We start from the raw sequence: 17,529 nt of genomic DNA, 5'->3' as shown, positions 1-17,529 counted from the left end.
CAGCAGACTCATGCCCCCCTCAAAGAATGGGGGGGGCTGACTGGTTTTATTATGACACAGTCTGGAAAGCGGGAATCCAGGAAACCATCGGTCAGAGCCAAATGATAGGCAATTCCTGCCTGATTTTTCAAATGCGTTTGCCCTGTACCTGTCAGTCTCAGCTATTGTTCCAATCTGGCGAATTCAAACAGAACCTACAGCGCCCTGTCAGGCTTGGCTAATCGCCTCAACAGAGCGCTTCGCTGTCGTTATTCCTTGTCTGTTGCCTTTGTATGTTTTTCAAACATGCCCTGAAGCATATCGTTAGCGCAGAACTTGCCGCACATCGTGCATGAGTGTTCGTCAGTACTGTTTCGTTTATTTCTTATTTCAACAGCCCTTTCAGGGTCAATTGCCAGCTTAAACTGAGCTGCCCAGTCCATGTCCCTCCTTGCCTTGCTGATTTGCTTATCTCTGTCCGTGTCTGAGAGTTTCACCATGTCGCCAATATGGGCTGCTATTTTTGCCGCTATGACGCCCTCTCTGACGTCTTCAGTGAATGGCAAGCCAAGGTGTTCAGCAGGCGTTACGTAACACAAAAAATCTACCCCATACGACGCCGAAAGCGCCGCCCCCACTGCCGCGGTTATGTGGTCATACCCCGGGGCTATGTCCGTGGTGACCGGCCCAAGCATATAAAACGGTGCCTCACCACTCATCTTCTTTGCAAGTACTATGTTTGCCTCTATCTCATTAATAGGAATATGCCCCGGGCCTTCTACCATCGTCTGACAGCCCATGGTGCGGCCTGTTTCAGCGAATTCACAATTTATTATCAACTCCTGAATCGCAACCCTGTCTGTGGCGTCATGAATCGCACCGGCTCGAAATCCATTTCCAAGACTTAGGACTACGTCGTGACGCTTTAGAATCCCAGCTACCCTGTCAAAATTCGCGTATAATGGGTTTTCCTTGTCATTAAACTCCATCCAGGCCACCATGCAGGCCCCACCCTTTGAGACCAGACCTCCATATCTGTAGTGCTGTTTTTTCAATACCTCCAGCGTCAGCCTGTTTATGCCGCAGTGGATTGCCATAAATGATACCCCCTCTTCACACTGCCTCTCTATTACATCCCAGAGCAGCTCTTCCGGCATTTTTGTTATCGAACCATACCTTAAAGCGGCAACGGCAAATGCCTCGTACAGGGGGACAGTTCCCAGGGGCAGGGTGATGGAGTCCATTACAGCCCTTCTGATCTCAGGTATATTGCCCCCTACGCTTAGGTCCATTATGGTGTCTGCCCCGTACTGCTGGGCTGTCTGTGCCTTTTCTATCTCCATTGCAGGGTCGATTATCTCTGTAGACGTACCGATTGAGGCATTAACCTTTGTTTTCATCCCTTTGCCGATTCCTGTGGGTTTGACGGCTCTTTTCTTGTTCGATGGAATTACTATCTTCCCTGAGGCAACACGCCGCATTACCAGATTTTCATCCAGACTTTCGTCTGCCGCTGCTGTCCTGACCTCCTCTGTAATTTCGCCCCTTAATGCCCTTTCAATCTGTGTCATATAAGTCTCCCGATTAGATTAAATTAAACAAAAAAAAGGGCTCCGAAGACGCCAAAGGCATCATTCAGAACCCTTTACCATTAGATTCCTAAACTATTGTTGTCTCAGCAGGTCTTCTGGCTTATGGCTAAAACCTAACGGTTGCTGCCTTCCCACTGTGGTTTGCCCACCACAGCAGTGGCAAAACTCTGCAACCCTCGTCACCATTTACAGCAGCGGGACTGCCACGGACTTTCACCGTGTTCCGGGATGCTGACACATATAATCAGGACTTTAATAAATTTGAGGCCAAAGAGTCAACTGTCAATCACCCTTACTCTGTATATGTTATTAACATCTGTGATTATATTGACACAGAACTGCCAAAAATGTGTTGTAGGGGCAGTATGGTCTGGCAGGGCTAATTCATAAGTATTTATTATGATGGGAAATTTTATATTTCTTATAATTTCATGGCTGGCGTGAATTTTGCACACTAATGATTATCATGGGAACTGACGATAATATAAACAAGGAGGGAATCGATATGACAGTCAGCGCTATGTATACCGAGAACTTCAATATTTACTGTAAAGAGGAAGGCTTGCTTATCTCACAAGACAGGTGTTTGAACTATCAGATGGAAAAAGGACACGGGTGTTTTTGGTGCGGGTACTACTTCAGCGACTTAATGAGATGACGATTTCAGCAATCGTATCCTCAAATAGGAAAGCCCATAACCAGTTTTCAATCTGAATTTACTTACTCTGCTATGCTATAATCATGTCTATGAAGGGATTAGATATTATCGATGGCTCATACAGAAGCCCGCAGGTTAGCACATCAAGGTTGATTCCATCTTTAAGGTTTTATCCGAAGCTACTTAACATTCTTATTAAACTGGGGATTGAGGCAAGGAAAAATGGTTTGGTAAACGATAACTTCCACGCAACTGCATACGGTATTTTAAAGGCGCTTGAGGGCAGCGGGGTAGTGTTTGAAGTCAATGGCGTTGAGAATGTCAGCAGTGTTGACGGCCCTTGCGTGTACATGCCAAATCACATGAGTGTGCTGGAGACCTTTGTCCTGCCCGGATTTATCTGTCCATACAAGGAAATGACCTTTGTCATAAAGGAAGGCCTGTTGAAGTATCCCTTGTTTAAGGACATAATGTATGCGATGGACTCTGTGGTTGTAAAAAGGATAAATCCTCGTGAGGACCTCAATGTTGTTATGACTGAGGGCGAGAAGAAACTGGCCAGCGGGAAATCTATGATCATATTCCCTCAGAGTACCAGGTCATTAGACTTTAATCCAAAGTTGTATAACACGATGGGAATAAAACTTGCCTTGCGGGCGAAGGTGCCGGTTGTGCCGGTTGCCATTAAGTCAGACGCATGGGAGGCCGGCAGGTTTTTGAAGGACTTTGGGAAAATTGATGCCTCAAGAAAAGTTTATATCACCTTTGGAAAACCTATGACAATAAAAAACAGGGGCGTCGAAGAGCATAAGGAATCCATAGAGTTTATATCCAGGCTGCTTCAGCAATGGGGTGTAAAGGTTTTGAACTAACCGCAGCTTTCCAAACACTAGCCGCTTTCCCATGCACCTGTCCAGTCTTTGGTCGGCGGGTTTACCTTCAGACGTTCAATCTCTTCTATATATTTTTTGCTTGGCCTGTCATCTGGTGAGCTATTGAGGCATTGTTTGAAGGCATCGAGGGCGCCGTCCCACTGCCGGAGTTTGTATAATCTCAGGCCATCTTCAAACAGGCTGAACATCCTGAGCCTTTCTTCGCTCACTGAACACATCTCAGCGATTAAGCGGTGGTATTGCACCGGGTTTCCTCTGAGGCTGTCCACGAACTTACTTAATCTTATGCTTATTAACCTCTCAATTGATGTGCATTGGTGTGTGAGCTTACCCACATTTTGGGTATCTTTCAAGTCATCTCTTAGTAACAGGTCTTTAAGGTTTTCTGAAAGTGCACCGGCTGTTATATCTCCGGCACAGTTTATCCTTTTTTTTATGCTCTCGATTGCCTTTTCAAGTCTGTCTACTGTGTCATAGGATGCCTCGGCGGCTGTCTTTTCAATTTTGCCATTCAGCGTGGATATCTGTGCCATGTGCTGCTTCAGGACAATTTGCCAGCTTAGGAGTGCTGCCTTGTAGGGTATGTTTTCATTTGATAATGCGGTGCGAAGCGCTGCAAGTTCATTACGAATTTTCAGTGGCGGCTCTTTGTCCTCGTGGTGTGTCAGTCTGTCTATCGTATTACCTATAGTTACTATGTTGATGGTGTCTCGTATCTGCATATACTTGATAGACAGCTCTGCCAGTTCGGAAAATACACTGCGAATCTCTGGCAGCAGCGCCAGTTCGGGCAGTGGTTTATTTTCAAAGTAATAGTTATAGCCCAGGATTTTCTCTGGCCTCAGTTTCTTAAGGGCTCTTATCAGGAGCTTCGGGATGGGTCTGTGTTCCCAGTAGGAGAGAAACTTTTCCTTATTCCATCCTGCAAGTTCATATACGGTCTCAGTGCCGTGATGGGTTTTAAGGCTGCCTAGGCATCTTGCCACGATATAGTCTTTGGCATCTTCGTAAGTATTGTGTCCTATCATAATCCATGTGTCAAAGACTTTGTTGGCCGGTTCAAGCTCTTCGGCAAGAGTGACCGCCGGACCCATGACCGTGTATTGGATGTGCCCCTCTGAGCCCATGTTGCCTGCCAGCACCATCCCCGTGTTTATTCCCATTCGTGCTGTAATTCCTACGCCGTACTGAAGCATTATCATACGCTGTACACATAGCAGCTCCTCCTGTTGATAGAGCGCCGCCCAACATGCCTTCCACGCGTGCCCTGCATCATTTATCGGCACACCAAAGTCTGCCTTTATTGCGTCTCCTTCGTACTTGTCAACATAGCCGTCATAGCACATAATAATGTTACTCATCGGTGTCAGATATATATTTAATATGTCTGCAAGCTCCCTTGATGTAACCCCTTCCGATATGGTTGTAAAGCCGGAGACATCGGACGAAAACATCGTTGCCCGCTTTATCTCACCGCCAAGGTTCAACTTGTCCGGGGTCTTCTCGATGATTTTTAATACCTCCGGAGATACCATCGTAGAAAACATCTGCCTGACCTTCCTGCGCTCATTTCGTGCCTTAAAATACCTGTAAATTACACCGCTAAAGTATGCACCGGCTATGGCAAAGACCGGCTGTGAAACCGGCATTATCACACCATGCAGCGCAAACAGATACCACGAAAGCGCTAAATACACGACCACCGCTGTAACTGCTGCTGCACCGCTCCTTGCCGGGGCCGCCACAAGTACTAACAAAACGATGCAATATGCCAGCGCGAATATGATTGCGTAAATCAGCGCCCGTGGCAGCTCGTAGAGAAACTTTCCTGTCAAGATGGAGTTCAGCACATTCATGGGCAGGTCAAGCATCGGGTGCCTTTTCATAAAAGGGGTTGGGTTTTGTGATGTCAGCCCTGTTGCTGTAAGCCCATAAAACACAATCTTGTCCTTCAGTATCAACGGGCTTATCCTCTGAACCTTATCGTTAACCGTAATCTCGTATCTACCAAAATAGAGTGGCCTTACCAGTGGTATCAAATCATTACCGAGGTAAAATATGACCAAATCATATAAGTCTTTGAGCGCTGCACCTTCGGCCTCCTTCGATGTATAGCCGAGTTCCTTTAGTGTCTCTTCATATGCGGGCTGTCTTTGAGTCTCGTCATATTTTTGAAGCAGGTAGTTATTGAATACTATTTGGTTGGCGATTGTTGTAGTTGTTTCATTTTCAGGTAATTGGAGTTTTTTCAAGGCTTCTTTGACTGTACCGCCATAGGTGGTAAGACGATTCTCTATCATTGCTGCTATAAATAGTGTCAAGACAATGGAATCATTTTGCTCCGATGAGACATAACGGCGTTTTTTCATTTCTTTCGTCAACTGTGTGATGGCTGCGTTAATGTCTTGAATCTTGTTCAGGTCGTATTTTTTCAGTTCATTTTTGGTCTCCTGAAAGGCGATAAATTGTGCGACGGTGCTGAATGGAACGTGTTGAAATGTGTCTTTGTAAGTGCCTGCCCAGTTCACCAGTGTCTGGCCTTCTTTGTCTATAGGTATTGTGATTCGGCCAGATGCTGAGTTTTCAAAACTGGTGGATTTCCCCGGTGTAACCGTAATATTGTCAGAGCCGGTCAGTCTTACTGCCGCATCCAGCGCTATTGAAGGATAGAGCGTATCGTTGTAGCGTGTAATCAGCGGGTATCTGGAAACAACCCCTTGCTTGTTTATAACGACAATATTAGAGCCGCCGCCTCTGATATTATTTAAAATACCTTCAGGCGGGAGAGTGAGTTCGGCTGCCGGGGGTAGGGCATGTGTTGGGGCCCGGAGGTTTATGGCGATTTTGCTATTTAAAAGTTTCAGGAGTGGATCGGCTGAGAGAGATCCTGTATCTCTGTAGTCGTTGTACGCAGGCATAGTGAATCTTATTGTGACCAGTCCAAAGTCTTTCAGCGAGTTGTAAAATGCGTCATCACCGCTGTTAATAAGCGGTAGGGCATTTTTGGCGCCGCCGCTCATATACGCATTTTTAATCACATCTTTCAGCAGCCACGCGGCGTTTTCTTCCATTGAGTCATGTTCGGTCTTCGATATGTCAATATCTGTCAATATAATCGAACGGCTTTTGTAGAGTTTTAATAAATCGATGAGCGACCTATGCAGGTGAAGAGGCCAGGGCCAGCGTCCAAGAGTTTGAAGTGCCTCGTCATCTATATCGACACTGATAATGGCCGGGTCTGTCTTAAGCGGCGGCCTCGTTAGAAATGCGCTCTCAATAGCGGTGTGTTCAAGCCTGTCAAACGCCCCAAGACTGCCAAGCACTATTACTATAAGCGATACGATTGTACCAATGGCAAGGACAACCAATGGTGTCCTGAATTTTATCCCTGTAAGCAGTTTATTCATATCATTTCTTTGTCTGTACGAATTCCCCCTGCCACTGCTCTGAGGGCGGGGTCTCCTTATATAACTCTATGCGGTTGACAAAGGAGCGCGCTGGGGCGTCATCCTGTACATATTGCAGCACTTTTTGAAACCCCTCGATTGCCTCATCCCAGCGCCGCTGCCAGTATAGGTTTAGTGCCTCTTCAAAATATCTGGCGGCAGTGAGGTCATTTTCTCTGGGGGCGCCTGCAAGGGACATCATCTCATGCCACTGGGCGGTCATGCCTGAGAGTTTACTATAAAAATCTTCTGCCATTGCCCTGTAGCGGCTCTGCCCATCGGCGATAAGTGCCTTAAGCTGCTGCTCTTCAGTTGCATTGGGCATGAAGGCGCTTAAGGCCTCAGTACACCTGGAAATATAATCATCCCCGGTACGTCCTCTTTGAAGTCTGGAGATTAGGACTTCGCACTTATTTATGAGCGGCCTGGATACTGAGGCCAGTTCCTCTTTAAGATTTTCGTTGAGAGTAAGCGCTTGGTCATTGAGGATTTGTGTGACTCTGATCATCTCATCGTGTCTCATGCTTAATAGGGCGTTGAGGTCTTGTGCTGCTACATCAGAGTTTACACCGGTGAAATATTGGCCATGCGTTTCCTTTAATTTTTGCTTAAACGCTGTTATTGAACTGTGGACGGCTATGGCCTCAGTCTTCCATTCATTTACGACAAGCGGCTCTATAACGGGGACGCACTCTGTAAAAAATGTCCATATAGTTTTTGCAAGCGGGTGGGAGGTATTAATATAAATATTTTCCCACAAACGGAGGTAGCCAAATATCTTACCGGCGGGGCATTTTGTCCAGAGGTCTTTTACATGTGCCGGGACAGGTTTCCCTGAGTGGAGTTTCAGGTATGCCTCCGGCCTCCAGCCGATGCACTCATAAATGGCCAGCGGTTTGGTCTTTCCCTTTAGCAGGAGTTTATCAAGCAGGCGAAGGTGGACGAATTCAGCAATGGCGGGTACTGCGTCCTCACCTGTGATGGCGTAGTCTGAGTTGTAGATGAAATTTGCCGCCATAAATCGTGCAGCCACGTTTACCGGGTCTCCCATGACAGTGTATTGAAACTTCTCCTCTGAACCCATATTTCCGGCGGAGACATAGCCGTAGTTAAACCCCATGGCAATGCTTACTGGCAGCCTGTACACGGCCTCAGCGTAAAACTTAAAGGCCAGCAAGTCAAGCCTTTGCTCAATTGCACTAAAGGCACACCTTGCTGCGCACAATTCGTCATCTATAGGGACTCCAAAATCTGCCATGATGACGTGTCCTTCGTACTTATCTATATACCCGCCGTAGTGCATGATTATCTCACTGTTAGGGGAGAGGTAAATACTGAGAAGTCCGGGCAGTTCATCCGGCGATACCTTGCTGATAGCCTCGTTCATGCCGTTGAGGGCGGAGAAGAATACAGCGGCGGCCTTGCGCACTCCGGTAAGAGAGAAACTCTCCGGGTTTTCCTCCATAATCTTTAGTACCGCTGGTGAAACCATTTTAGCAAATATCGACCTGACCTTTTTCCTCTCTAAATACATCCTGATAAATTGAATCACAAGGACTGTAACATAAGACAGTGTCATACCCAAAAGCGGCAGCACCAAATCCATGCGGTATCCTTTTACTGTCCAGAGCTTATAGGTAAGAAGCGTGTATGCAGCGGCAGCAGCGGCAGTTACGGCAAAGGTTATGGTAACGCCGGACAAAATTCCCACTACTGCTATCAACACGGCCAGGGTCAGGGTAATAGCCCGGCTCAACGCCGCTGGGATGGTATAGAGGAACTGACCTGTGAGTATGGTATTTATGGCATTGAGGTGGAATGACACCATAGGGGCTGACGGCTCATATGGGGTAGGGTTTAAGTCCATTGTGTTTGCCCCGGTCAGGCCAATCATAAATATCATGCCTTCCATGTCAACAGGGGAAAAGGCGCTGGGCTGCTCATGCCTGAGCAGTTGCGGCGTCTCAGGGAAATAGTACGGGTAGGCATCACTGAGCCGGTTCTTGCTGTAAAACCAGTTCATGTTTTTTCGTGCCTCTTCAATCTGTGGGGCAAAGGAATTATTAACATCAGGGATGGAGCCGTCCTGTTTTTTATTAAACTCCTTCAGGAATTTGACAGATGCCGTGACTACGGCATAGACCCTATCAATAATATCGTCTTTGACATATGGTTTTAACTGCCGCTGAATCTCTGCCAGGTTCATCCCGCCATCAAGATATTTGGAGACAAAAAGGGCTGTGGTAATCTCATCGGCAATGGTGCGGACATTTACCTCTGTGACGAACTTGTCTTCCATAAGGTCTGAGTATATGTCATCATGCAACTGCGTGTAACTGCTTCCCTTGTACTTAGATGCGGTGTTTTTTGCCCTGATGACGGCATAGAAGTATGATAAGACATCGTAGGGGATGTGTGTATATGACCCATGAAAAGTACCAGCCCAGTTCAAGGGCATCCGGTAGTGTGAGTCTATGGGGATTTTAACGTCCGAGCGCGTTTCGCCGCCGTATGTAATGGCATTTTTTAGTATTAGATATTTACCCGGGGCGATTTCCATCTCCGTGAGCTTGAAGTCCATAATGTTGGAGAGCATTTTTAATATCACAGGGTATGTTAAATAGTTATCATACCGGCGCAAGAGCGTATAGTGTCTGACAATGGAGTCGCTGTCAAGGTCTGGTTGTGCGTACCCGGTGCCTTTTGCTGCAGTGATAAATTCCTCAAGCGGCGGGTCAATGCGTATGTCAGTAAATAAGGTATTTGTGTCAAGGTCTTTTGGTATGGGTAGGAAGCTTGTTTTTTTGAGCAGGTCAATTGCTGGTCCTGTGTTTAGCCCGGGTTGTGTTGCGGCATTTGGCAGATTGGCCTGTGTGCTTTGCTTGCGGGCTGTGCTGTCGTCTTGCCTTATTGTATAGTAGCTCAAATAGATATTACCATATTTGGTCATGGCCTCGGCGAATTCCTCGTCATAGTTTCGGAATGAATCATCAAGTGCGACCATGAATTGGTTTTCATTTTTAGAACCGGAGCTGATAAATTTCTTTATGACAGAGGGATAGAAGACCGTGTTTTCCCTTTCTATAAAAAACACGTCGAAGGCAGCCGCCTTTGCGTTATAATAATTAAGCGTATCAGCAAGCACTGAGTGTCTTAGGCGCGGCCACGGCCACTGCCCAAAATGACGAATCGATGAGTCATTGAAATCTATATAGCCAAGCGTCGGGAGTGTCTTTACCGGGGGACGCAGCTTGTATCTCATATCTACGGTGTATAGTTCAAGGTTAGCAGCAAACTGAAACATCCCAAGAAACAGGGCTACTGCCCCCGTGCAAAGCCCTATAATGATTCCCTGAACAGGCTTTGGAAATTTTCTACCAGCGTATTTTCGTATTATATCCCGCATGATTATCCCGCATGATTATTGCGCATATTATATCACAGGCCGTGTCTCAGAGACATTGTTAAAATTGATATTGTTAAAATTGATTTAGACGAATATATCTTCGATATTGACCTGAAGGCCGTCTATGACCTTAGACGTGACGACGCCGTTGAGTTCAGCGATGGAGTGAGTGATATATCTGTCGTTTTCAATGGTAAGAATCTCGATGGTTAGTAGTTCAGGGATGACAATCCAGTATTCTGGTACACGGTATCTCTCGTATATTTCTCGTTTGATGATAGCGTCTTTTTTATATGATCCGGGTGAGACGACTTCACAGACCATATCAGGTACTCCACGTATCCAGTCCTGAAAGATTGCCATATGGTCCTTTCTGATAAAGATGATGTCTGGCTGAAGCCGGTTGATTGCGTCTTCGAGGATTACGTCAAGTGGGGATAGGCACAATTTACCCACATCGTTTTTTTCTAAATAGAAAAGTATAATTTTTACAAGTTTTAAAACAACATCCTGGTGTTTACCAAAAGGACTAGGCCCCATGATTTCTTCTCCATTTATGATTTCGGTTAGGTCTAAGTCTGTCTCAATTGTTTGCATGATGATAGTATATCATCGGAGTTAGGGGTTTGTCGATATTAGGCAGCCACAAAAACTACTGGTTAGACATTCCTTCCAACCGTTTCCTGAAAGCTGCTTCCTCTGAGCTGTGATGTCAATAGTGGACACCAAATTCTCCATGCCACAGTCCTTAGAGCTGTTTTTCATAAGCGGCTGGGGATAGGTATCCGAGCCTGAGTTCAGTTAATTTATCAAGATGACCAGTCTGATTCTATCTTGACTTTTTCAACCCAAGCGTGTTAGTTTCCACTGCTATGGCAAAAGACTTTAAAGACACGCTGAATCTGCCCGATACAGATTTCCCAATGAAGGCGAATCTTGCCCGGCGTGAGCTGGATTTTCTGGCCTTCTGGAAAGATAACTCAATAACCACAAAGATGGAAGATAAAAACAAGGGCAATCCTCCATATTGCCTTCACGACGGCCCACCATACGCAAACGGGCATATCCATATAGGACACGCCCTCAACAAGATTCTCAAGGACATTATCGTTAAATTTCACTCTATGAGCGGGCGTTACGCGCCATACGTGCCGGGTTGGGACTGCCACGGTCTTCCCATTGAACATCAGGCAGATAAAGAGCTGGGGGCAAAAAAGAACTCTGTTACTATAATCGAAAAGCGCGCCCACTGCCGCTCATACGCACAAAAATACATCGACATTCAGAGAGACGAATTCATCCGGCTTGGCGTATTTGGCGATTGGACTTCCCCGTATATAACAATGGACTTCGACTATGAGGCCGACATTGTGGCAGAGTTTTTCAAAATCGCCCGGGCGGGTTACATTTACAGGGGAAGGAAACCCGTCCACTGGTGTTCGTCCTGTGTTACAGCCCTTGCCGAGGCCGAAGTGGAATACGCAGATAAACAATCGCCTTCGGTCTATGTTAAATTCAAATTGACAGATGATAGTGCTATTAAATTATTTGGAGAAAGACCTACAAAAAATGTATTTATTGTGATATGGACAACAACGCCGTGGACACTGCCAGCAAATCTCGCCCTTGCCGTTCATCCAGACGTTGATTATGCCGTTGTTGATGCTGACAAAGAATATTACATAGCCGCCGCACCGCTTCTTGAACGACTTGTGGATGTGGGACTAAGCGGTACAATAATTAAACAAATTAAAGGCAATTCACTTGAAGGCATTAGGGCTTATCACCCATTTATTGACAGGCTACCTCAGGTAGTCCCTGCCGATTTTGTTACTATAGAAGACGGCACCGGCGTTGTACACATCGCCCCCGGGCACGGCGAGGACGACTACCGTACCGGAATTAAATATGGCCTCGATATATATGTCCCCGTTGACGACAGAGGCAAGTTTACCGCATCAGCAGGGGAAAATCTTGCAGGGAAATTCGTCTTCGATGCAAATGCGCAAATCATAGAAATATTAAAAAATAATGATGCACTTATTGAGCAGCACACTATCACACATTCCTACCCACACTGCTGGCGCTGTAAGAAACCTGTTATATTCCGGGCGACTGAACAGTGGTTTATCTCTATGGAATCAGGTGAACTTAAAAAACGAGCCGTTGAAGAAATCGAAAAAGTCCAGTGGGTTCCCTCATGGGGAAAAGACAGGATTTACGCGATGGTGAAAAACAGACCGGACTGGTGCATCTCAAGGCAGCGTTCGTGGGGTGTGCCGATTGCCCTCCTGCTGTGTAAGGACTGTGGCGAGGCAGTAATAGACGAGGCTGTGCTTGATAAAACCGTTGCTCGTTTCAGGGAACACGGCTCAGACGTGTGGTTTACGCTTGACCCGTTGGAACTTCTCCCGGATGGCTATAAATGCAAAAAATGCGGCTGCGGCACGTTCGACAAAGAGACTGATATACTGGACGTATGGTTTGATTCAGGAGTAAGTCAAGCCGCTGTGCTTGAGAGACGGACGAACCTCACATGGCCTGCCGATATGTACCTTGAGGGCAGCGACCAGCACAGGGGCTGGTTTCAAAGCTCACTACTGGCCTCGATGGCTGTGAAGGGTGCAGCGCCTTTCAGGACGGTACTTACTCACGGCTTTGTCGTTGACGGCAGGGGTAAAAAGATGTCCAAATCCCTGGGCAATGTCATATCACCTGAAGACATAATAAAGCAAAACGGTGCAGAGATCCTGCGTCTGTGGGCGGCCTCTGAGGACTACAAATATGACATCAGAATATCAAAGGAAATCCTCCAGCGCCTGACCGAGGCATACAGAAAAATCCGAAACACCTGCCGGTTCCTCCTTGGAAACATTCACGGACTTGATGTTAATTATCACCCTGGTGATTCGCTTACAGAGCTTGACAGCTGGGCGATGAACCGTCGTGAGCGTATGATTAAAAATGTTACGCTGTCATACAGTAATTTTGATTTTCACGAGGTCTTTCACATCCTGTATAACTTTTGCATAGTGGATATGAGTTCTTTTTATCTGGATATAATAAAAGACAGGGTTTATACCAGTGCAAGGCATTCTGTTGAAAGAAAGGCGGCGCAGTGGACGATGAAACAAATACTCTTAGCTATCACAGGTCTAATGGCCCCAATCCTTTCGTTTACTGCAGAGGAGGTCTGGCAGTCACTGAAAAACAGTAGAATGCTGGATGATGAGAGCATATTTCTCAGCGCGTTCCCCGTTGCCGATGCCCAATATATCAATAATGAGCTGGACAACCGTTTCAGAGTTCTCATAAAAATCAGAGATGTGGTGAACAAGGCCCTTGAGTTAAAAAGGCAGGAGAAGTTCATTGGTAATTCACTTGAGGCCAAAGTAACACTTTACGCAGATGTCAACGCATATAATTCATTAAAGGGCTTTGAGCCAAAATTGCCGACGATGTTAATCGTATCACAGGCGGCTCTCATGCCGCTTGATGCCATAACAGATGAACTCAGACAGCAATCCCACACAGATGATACACTGCCCGAACTATTTATCATTGTAACCCGGGCAGAGGGTGAGAAATGCGGGCGCTGCTGGAACTTCAGCACAACAGTAGGTAGTTTTCATGACGAACCGGAGGTCTGCGAGAGATGTTACCCAGTGTTGAAGCATATGGGGCAGACATGACAACGAACAAGTCGGCAATAAGATATTTTATCGTCTCATTTTTTGTCTTTGCTGCCGACCAGATTACAAAATACCTTATACTACAAAAACTGCACCTCTATGAATCTATCCCCATCGCATCGTTTTTTAACATAGTGAGCGCACGAAACAAGGGGTCGGCATTCGGGATGTTTCAAAGCTGGGGAAACACGCCGTTTATCGTGATGTCCATTGCTGTGTTAATAATTATAGCTGGCCTGTTAATCTTTGGCAGCAAGGACCTATTTGCCTTGTCACTTTTGTTGGGCGGGGCTGCGGGGAATATGACCGACAGGATAACTACAGGCTCAGTGGTGGATTTCCTCGACTTCTATGTTGGAAGGTATCATTGGCCAGCGTTTAATGTGGCAGATATGGCCCTGACATGCGGCATAGGGTTGATGATAATCAGCCATTTCAGGAAGGGGTGACGCTTGCGGTTAGGATTACGAGAAAAATCTCCTGTCGAGGGTTTTCTCGACTTCGGTGAACGGGTGACTCATTTAATACCAAACGATATGTACTATGCGCACCTGTCGATTTACCGTTATGCGATGGAATTTGCCAAAGACAAGACCGTGATAGACGCCGGTTGTGGCACGGGGTATGGTTCGGCCTATATGGCGCACTCAGGGGCTGGATTTGTACATGGCATAGAGGTTAGCCCAGGTGCCGTTGTCCTTGCTGCACAGTACTTCAGTGCCCCAAATTTAAAATTCTGTGAAATGGACGTTCAGAACATAAGCGGCTTTGAAGACCATTCTGTTGATTTCATAGTCAGCTCAAACGTGCTTGAGCATGTGCCAAACCCGTGGCTGGTGCTGCACAGCTTTGCCCGGCTGCTTAACCCGGACGGTGTATTTATGCTGGCTGTTCCTCCGATTACGGATGAGGACTTAAGGGCAAGAAACCTTGCGATTCCATACCATCTGAACATTTGGTCGCCGCAGCAATGGCACTACGCTGTTAGCTGCTTTTTTGAAGAGGTAGAGACATATCGGCATTGGTTTAAAGACGGAAAGTCACATCCTGATTTTGGGTCTGACCCCAATAATGCCGCATTTAGTGAGATGGATTTTGTATTTGAACAGGTTCAACCTCATGGAGAGAAACCGATGACGCCTACGATAACTCTGATAATCACGGCACGCAAACCAATAAATGTATTTAGTAATTCAGAGATTGAGGAAAGACTGAAATTCGTTGATGAGTCATTTACAAGAACACCGGTAACATCTACGGTGATTTTGCTTTGGAGACATTTTTACGGAATATACCTCAGGGGAAGAATAGAAGGTTATGCAAAACTCCTGCGAAGGGGCTATAAAAAGCTCCGCCAGTTAAACAAGCACTAAGCAAGCGCAAGGTCTTCAGTCTATCGTGGTGGGCCGATTATACTCTCAATTTTACCAAAATCAGCACCAAGCACATACGTACCATTGATTATTAAATATGGTGTAGCTGAGGCGCCAAGTTTCCCCCCTAATGCCGTATGGTCTTTAATGGTTTGTTCGACTTTATCATCCTTACATACGGGGGGCTTTACTTTGTCGTACTTGCCGGACATAATGTCTAAAAATGCCTGAGGGCTGTTTTTTGAGCAGAGAACGAATCTGATCTTATCCATTGCATCGGGATGGATTTGAGTTGCAGGAAGAAAAAATATATATCGTGTCACATCCTGCCTCTTGTTCATATAATCGGTGACCCTTCGGCTGAAAGGGCAGTCTGGGTCTTCGAATTCTATTACAGTGTTTTTACCAATGCCGATGCGTATGGCATTTTCAGTAGGAATGGTTCCTGAGAGTTGTGGTTTAACCGGCTGTTCAGCACCAGCCAAATTTGTGACCATGATAAGTGCTGTCATAAAAAAATATATAACTAACTTTTTATACATCGCAGTAAATCCTCCATAAGTGATATATTTTACCAAGCGTACTCAAACGACGTAACTACTACAATAAATAAATAACACAGGTTTAGTCAATTTTTTTATAGAATTCCTTCCAAGTGAAATAACCAATGCCGATGACAGCAATAACTGCCTGCAGGGTGACAAGCGCATAGCGCAGTGATAAAATCCCGCCACTAGAAATATTTATAAGCACTTTTAACCCCATCGCATGAAGCAAAAGCCCGATGGGAAACATCAAAAAAAACACTGCAAGGCCGCCTATAAACCCCGAAAGAATACCGTACCATATAACCATTCCTATTCTCTTTCTGAGGACTGAGCCCATGAGGTAACTATAATACTTAGAGGCTGAGAATGTCAATCGTGGGTATTTGAAAGACAGCCAGCAGTCTTTCAGTCATAGTGTGATATTATTCAGTGTCCTTCCGGTAAGTATATGTACCGGAAGGACACTGAGATAGACGCATTATCTACTGCTGAGGTAAGCTGAAAACAGTGGACACCAAAATAGAGTAAAATAAGAAACTCAATGGAGGTTGAGCTGTGATGTCAATAGTGGACACTAAATCATTCATGCCGCATCCTTTTTTTCATAGAGCTTTTTTTCGTAAGCGGCTGGGGATAGATAACCAAGCCGTGCCTGAGTTCTCTGGTGGTTATAGAAAACCTCTATATATTCAGCGATGTCGTCAATCGCCTCTTTCCTGGTCTTATAATGGCGATGGTAAACGAGTTCGTTCTTAAGCGTTCCCCAGAAGCTCTCCATTGGCGCGTTGTCATAGCAATTGCCCTTTCTGCTCATCGATGCCACCATGCCTAACTGATAGAGCAGCTTCCTATATTCATGTGCGCAGTACTGGCTTCCACGGTCGGAATGATGGATAAGCCCCTTACCAGGGCGTCTGGATACCACCGCCTTAAACAATGAGCGGCTGACCAGCTCCTTTTTCATACGATCTGACATGGCATATCCAACAATCTTGCCGCTGCATATATCCTTATGCCCTGCAAGGTACAACCATCCTTCCTCTGTCGGAATATAGGTTATGTCTGAGACCCATACTTGATTTGGCACAGTTGCCTCAAAACGCCGATTAAGAAGATTATCCGCCACAGGAAGTTTATGCTTAGAATCTGTCGTGGCCTTGAATCTCTTCACATCTTATGCCGAGCTTTTTACGAATACGCCTGATTCGGCATACCCCAACCTTAACTCCTTGCTCAGAAAGGCTATCTTTCAGATGCTCAGGCCCATAGGTACCCCTTGTCTGCTTGTGCGCCGCCAGTATATATATCTCCAGTACGGCCTCCTCCTTTGCACGCTCCCTCTCAAGCCATGCCTAATATCCACTTGCAGATACTTTCAATACCCGCCTAAGAAATGGTACTGGATACCGGAGCCGCAACTTCTCTATCATCGCGCACCTCGCTGCGGCTCCTTCGCAAAGTACGCGGCCGCTTTTTTTAGTATGTCTCGCTCCATCTTTACCTCGGCAAGCTCACGCTTTAGCCGCGCCAGCTCCATCTCTCCTTCGCTCAGTATCCGATGCTTCTTGCCTACTTCTCCGAGCTTCCCGTTTTTATATGCCTTTACCCAGTTGCCTATGCTTGATGGAGGCACTGATAACCTCTTGCCAACCTCCGGTATCGATAATCCACCATCTATTACTAACTTTGCCGCCTCCTCTCTGAACTCCTTCGTGTACTTCCCATTCGGGATCCTTTCCATCTGACACCTCCATTGAGTTTCTTATTTTACTCTATTTTGGTGTCCACTTTTTTCAGCTTACCTCAGATGCGGCATGAATGATTTAGTGTCCACTACTGACATCACAGCTCAGTTTAACAAATATCTTTAAGCGCCATCCAGGCAGGATTGTTATTACCGCCAACAACAGGGCTAACCAACTACCCCTCTTCCCATACTGAC

At 46.1% G+C, this 17,529-nt stretch carries 11 protein-coding genes, 1 pseudogene and 1 riboswitch; of the genes and pseudogenes, 5 read left to right on the top strand and 7 right to left on the bottom strand.

Annotation, left to right across the window (positions count from 1 at the left end; all coding sequences use genetic code 11):
• Positions 1 to 248: 248 nt before the first annotated feature.
• Complete coding sequence (gene thiC / locus ASN18_RS06470; protein ID WP_085051933.1) at positions 249 to 1,550, bottom strand: phosphomethylpyrimidine synthase ThiC; 1,302 nt, start codon at positions 1,548 to 1,550, stop codon at positions 249 to 251.
• Positions 1,551 to 1,639: 89 nt separating this feature from the next.
• Positions 1,640 to 1,841, bottom strand: a riboswitch (cobalamin riboswitch).
• Positions 1,842 to 2,076: 235 nt separating this feature from the next.
• On the opposite strand from thiC, the gene ASN18_RS17100 reads away from it, so the two are divergent.
• Both ASN18_RS17100 and ASN18_RS06465 read left to right on the top strand, forming a co-directional pair.
• The gene (locus tag ASN18_RS17100) at positions 2,077 to 2,229 is read left to right on the top strand and encodes a hypothetical protein (protein WP_157072865.1); all 153 of its coding nucleotides are present in this window, start codon (positions 2,077 to 2,079) and stop codon (positions 2,227 to 2,229) included.
• Positions 2,230 to 2,318: 89 nt separating this feature from the next.
• Complete coding sequence (locus ASN18_RS06465; RefSeq protein ID WP_236861568.1) at positions 2,319 to 3,101, top strand: lysophospholipid acyltransferase family protein; 783 nt, start codon at positions 2,319 to 2,321, stop codon at positions 3,099 to 3,101.
• Positions 3,102 to 3,118: 17 nt separating this feature from the next.
• Here ASN18_RS06465 and ASN18_RS06460 read toward each other — a convergent pair whose 3' ends face one another.
• The 3 genes from ASN18_RS06460 to ASN18_RS06450 form a co-directional block, all read right to left on the bottom strand.
• A complete protein-coding gene (locus tag ASN18_RS06460; protein WP_085051931.1) occupies positions 3,119 to 6,529 on the bottom strand; it encodes an adenylate/guanylate cyclase domain-containing protein in 3,411 nt (1,136 codons plus the stop codon).
• Between the two features lies 1 nt (position 6,530).
• A complete protein-coding gene (locus ASN18_RS06455) occupies positions 6,531 to 9,974 on the bottom strand; it encodes an adenylate/guanylate cyclase domain-containing protein (RefSeq protein WP_085051930.1) in 3,444 nt (1,147 codons plus the stop codon).
• A gap of 84 nt (positions 9,975 to 10,058) precedes the next feature.
• The gene (locus ASN18_RS06450) at positions 10,059 to 10,571 is read right to left on the bottom strand and encodes a Uma2 family endonuclease (protein ID WP_085051929.1); all 513 of its coding nucleotides are present in this window, start codon (positions 10,569 to 10,571) and stop codon (positions 10,059 to 10,061) included.
• 275 nt (positions 10,572 to 10,846) lie between these two features.
• Between ASN18_RS06450 and ileS the strand changes: the two genes are divergently transcribed.
• From ileS to ASN18_RS06435, 3 genes are read left to right on the top strand one after another with little or no spacing between them, the layout of a single operon-like run.
• Entirely contained in the window at positions 10,847 to 13,666 is a 2,820-nt protein-coding gene (ileS, locus tag ASN18_RS06445; protein ID WP_085051928.1) for an isoleucine--tRNA ligase, read from the top strand.
• On the top strand, positions 13,663 to 14,115 hold the full coding sequence (lspA, locus tag ASN18_RS06440; RefSeq protein ID WP_236861567.1) for a signal peptidase II: 453 nt from the start codon (positions 13,663 to 13,665) through the stop codon (positions 14,113 to 14,115). Before ileS ends, lspA begins: the two co-directional genes overlap by 4 nt.
• 3 nt (positions 14,116 to 14,118) lie before the next feature.
• On the top strand, positions 14,119 to 15,039 hold the full coding sequence (locus ASN18_RS06435; RefSeq protein WP_157072864.1) for a class I SAM-dependent methyltransferase: 921 nt from the start codon (positions 14,119 to 14,121) through the stop codon (positions 15,037 to 15,039).
• Between the two features lie 20 nt (positions 15,040 to 15,059).
• Here the strand turns inward: ASN18_RS06435 and ASN18_RS06430 are convergent, their stop codons facing one another.
• The 3 genes and pseudogenes from ASN18_RS06430 to ASN18_RS06420 form a co-directional block, all read right to left on the bottom strand.
• Complete coding sequence (locus ASN18_RS06430) at positions 15,060 to 15,581, bottom strand: thioredoxin fold domain-containing protein (RefSeq protein WP_085051925.1); 522 nt, start codon at positions 15,579 to 15,581, stop codon at positions 15,060 to 15,062.
• Between the two features lie 82 nt (positions 15,582 to 15,663).
• A complete protein-coding gene (locus ASN18_RS06425; protein WP_085051924.1) occupies positions 15,664 to 15,894 on the bottom strand; it encodes a hypothetical protein in 231 nt (76 codons plus the stop codon).
• A 276-nt stretch (positions 15,895 to 16,170) separates the two neighbouring features.
• A pseudogene (locus ASN18_RS06420) lies at positions 16,171 to 17,328 on the bottom strand (IS3 family transposase).
• Positions 17,329 to 17,529 lie beyond the last annotated feature (201 nt).

The sequence above is a fragment of the Candidatus Magnetominusculus xianensis genome (genome assembly GCA_001541255.1).
Classification (GTDB): Bacteria; Nitrospirota; Thermodesulfovibrionia; order Thermodesulfovibrionales; family Magnetobacteriaceae; genus Magnetominusculus; species Magnetominusculus xianensis.
The sequence above is the reverse complement of the archived record's forward strand: the minus strand, read 5'-3'. Positions and strand labels throughout refer to the sequence as shown.

Bases quoted from the DNA above. Each gene is read 5' to 3' on its own strand.
- lspA (WP_236861567.1), top strand. From the start codon at position 13,663: ATGACAACGAACAAGTCGGCAATAAGATATTTTATCGTCTCATTTTTT.
- ileS (WP_085051928.1), top strand. From the start codon at position 10,847: ATGGCAAAAGACTTTAAAGACACGCTGAATCTGCCCGATACAGATTTC.
- ASN18_RS06450 (WP_085051929.1), bottom strand. From the start codon at position 10,571: ATGCAAACAATTGAGACAGACTTAGACCTAACCGAAATCATAAATGGA.
- ASN18_RS06455 (WP_085051930.1), bottom strand. From the start codon at position 9,974: ATGCGGGATATAATACGAAAATACGCTGGTAGAAAATTTCCAAAGCCT.
- ASN18_RS06465 (WP_236861568.1), top strand. From the start codon at position 2,319: ATGAAGGGATTAGATATTATCGATGGCTCATACAGAAGCCCGCAGGTT.
- ASN18_RS17100 (WP_157072865.1), top strand. From the start codon at position 2,077: ATGACAGTCAGCGCTATGTATACCGAGAACTTCAATATTTACTGTAAA.
- ASN18_RS06460 (WP_085051931.1), bottom strand. From the start codon at position 6,529: ATGAATAAACTGCTTACAGGGATAAAATTCAGGACACCATTGGTTGTC.
- ASN18_RS06425 (WP_085051924.1), bottom strand. From the start codon at position 15,894: ATGGTTATATGGTACGGTATTCTTTCGGGGTTTATAGGCGGCCTTGCA.
- thiC (WP_085051933.1), bottom strand. From the start codon at position 1,550: ATGACACAGATTGAAAGGGCATTAAGGGGCGAAATTACAGAGGAGGTC.
- ASN18_RS06430 (WP_085051925.1), bottom strand. From the start codon at position 15,581: ATGTATAAAAAGTTAGTTATATATTTTTTTATGACAGCACTTATCATG.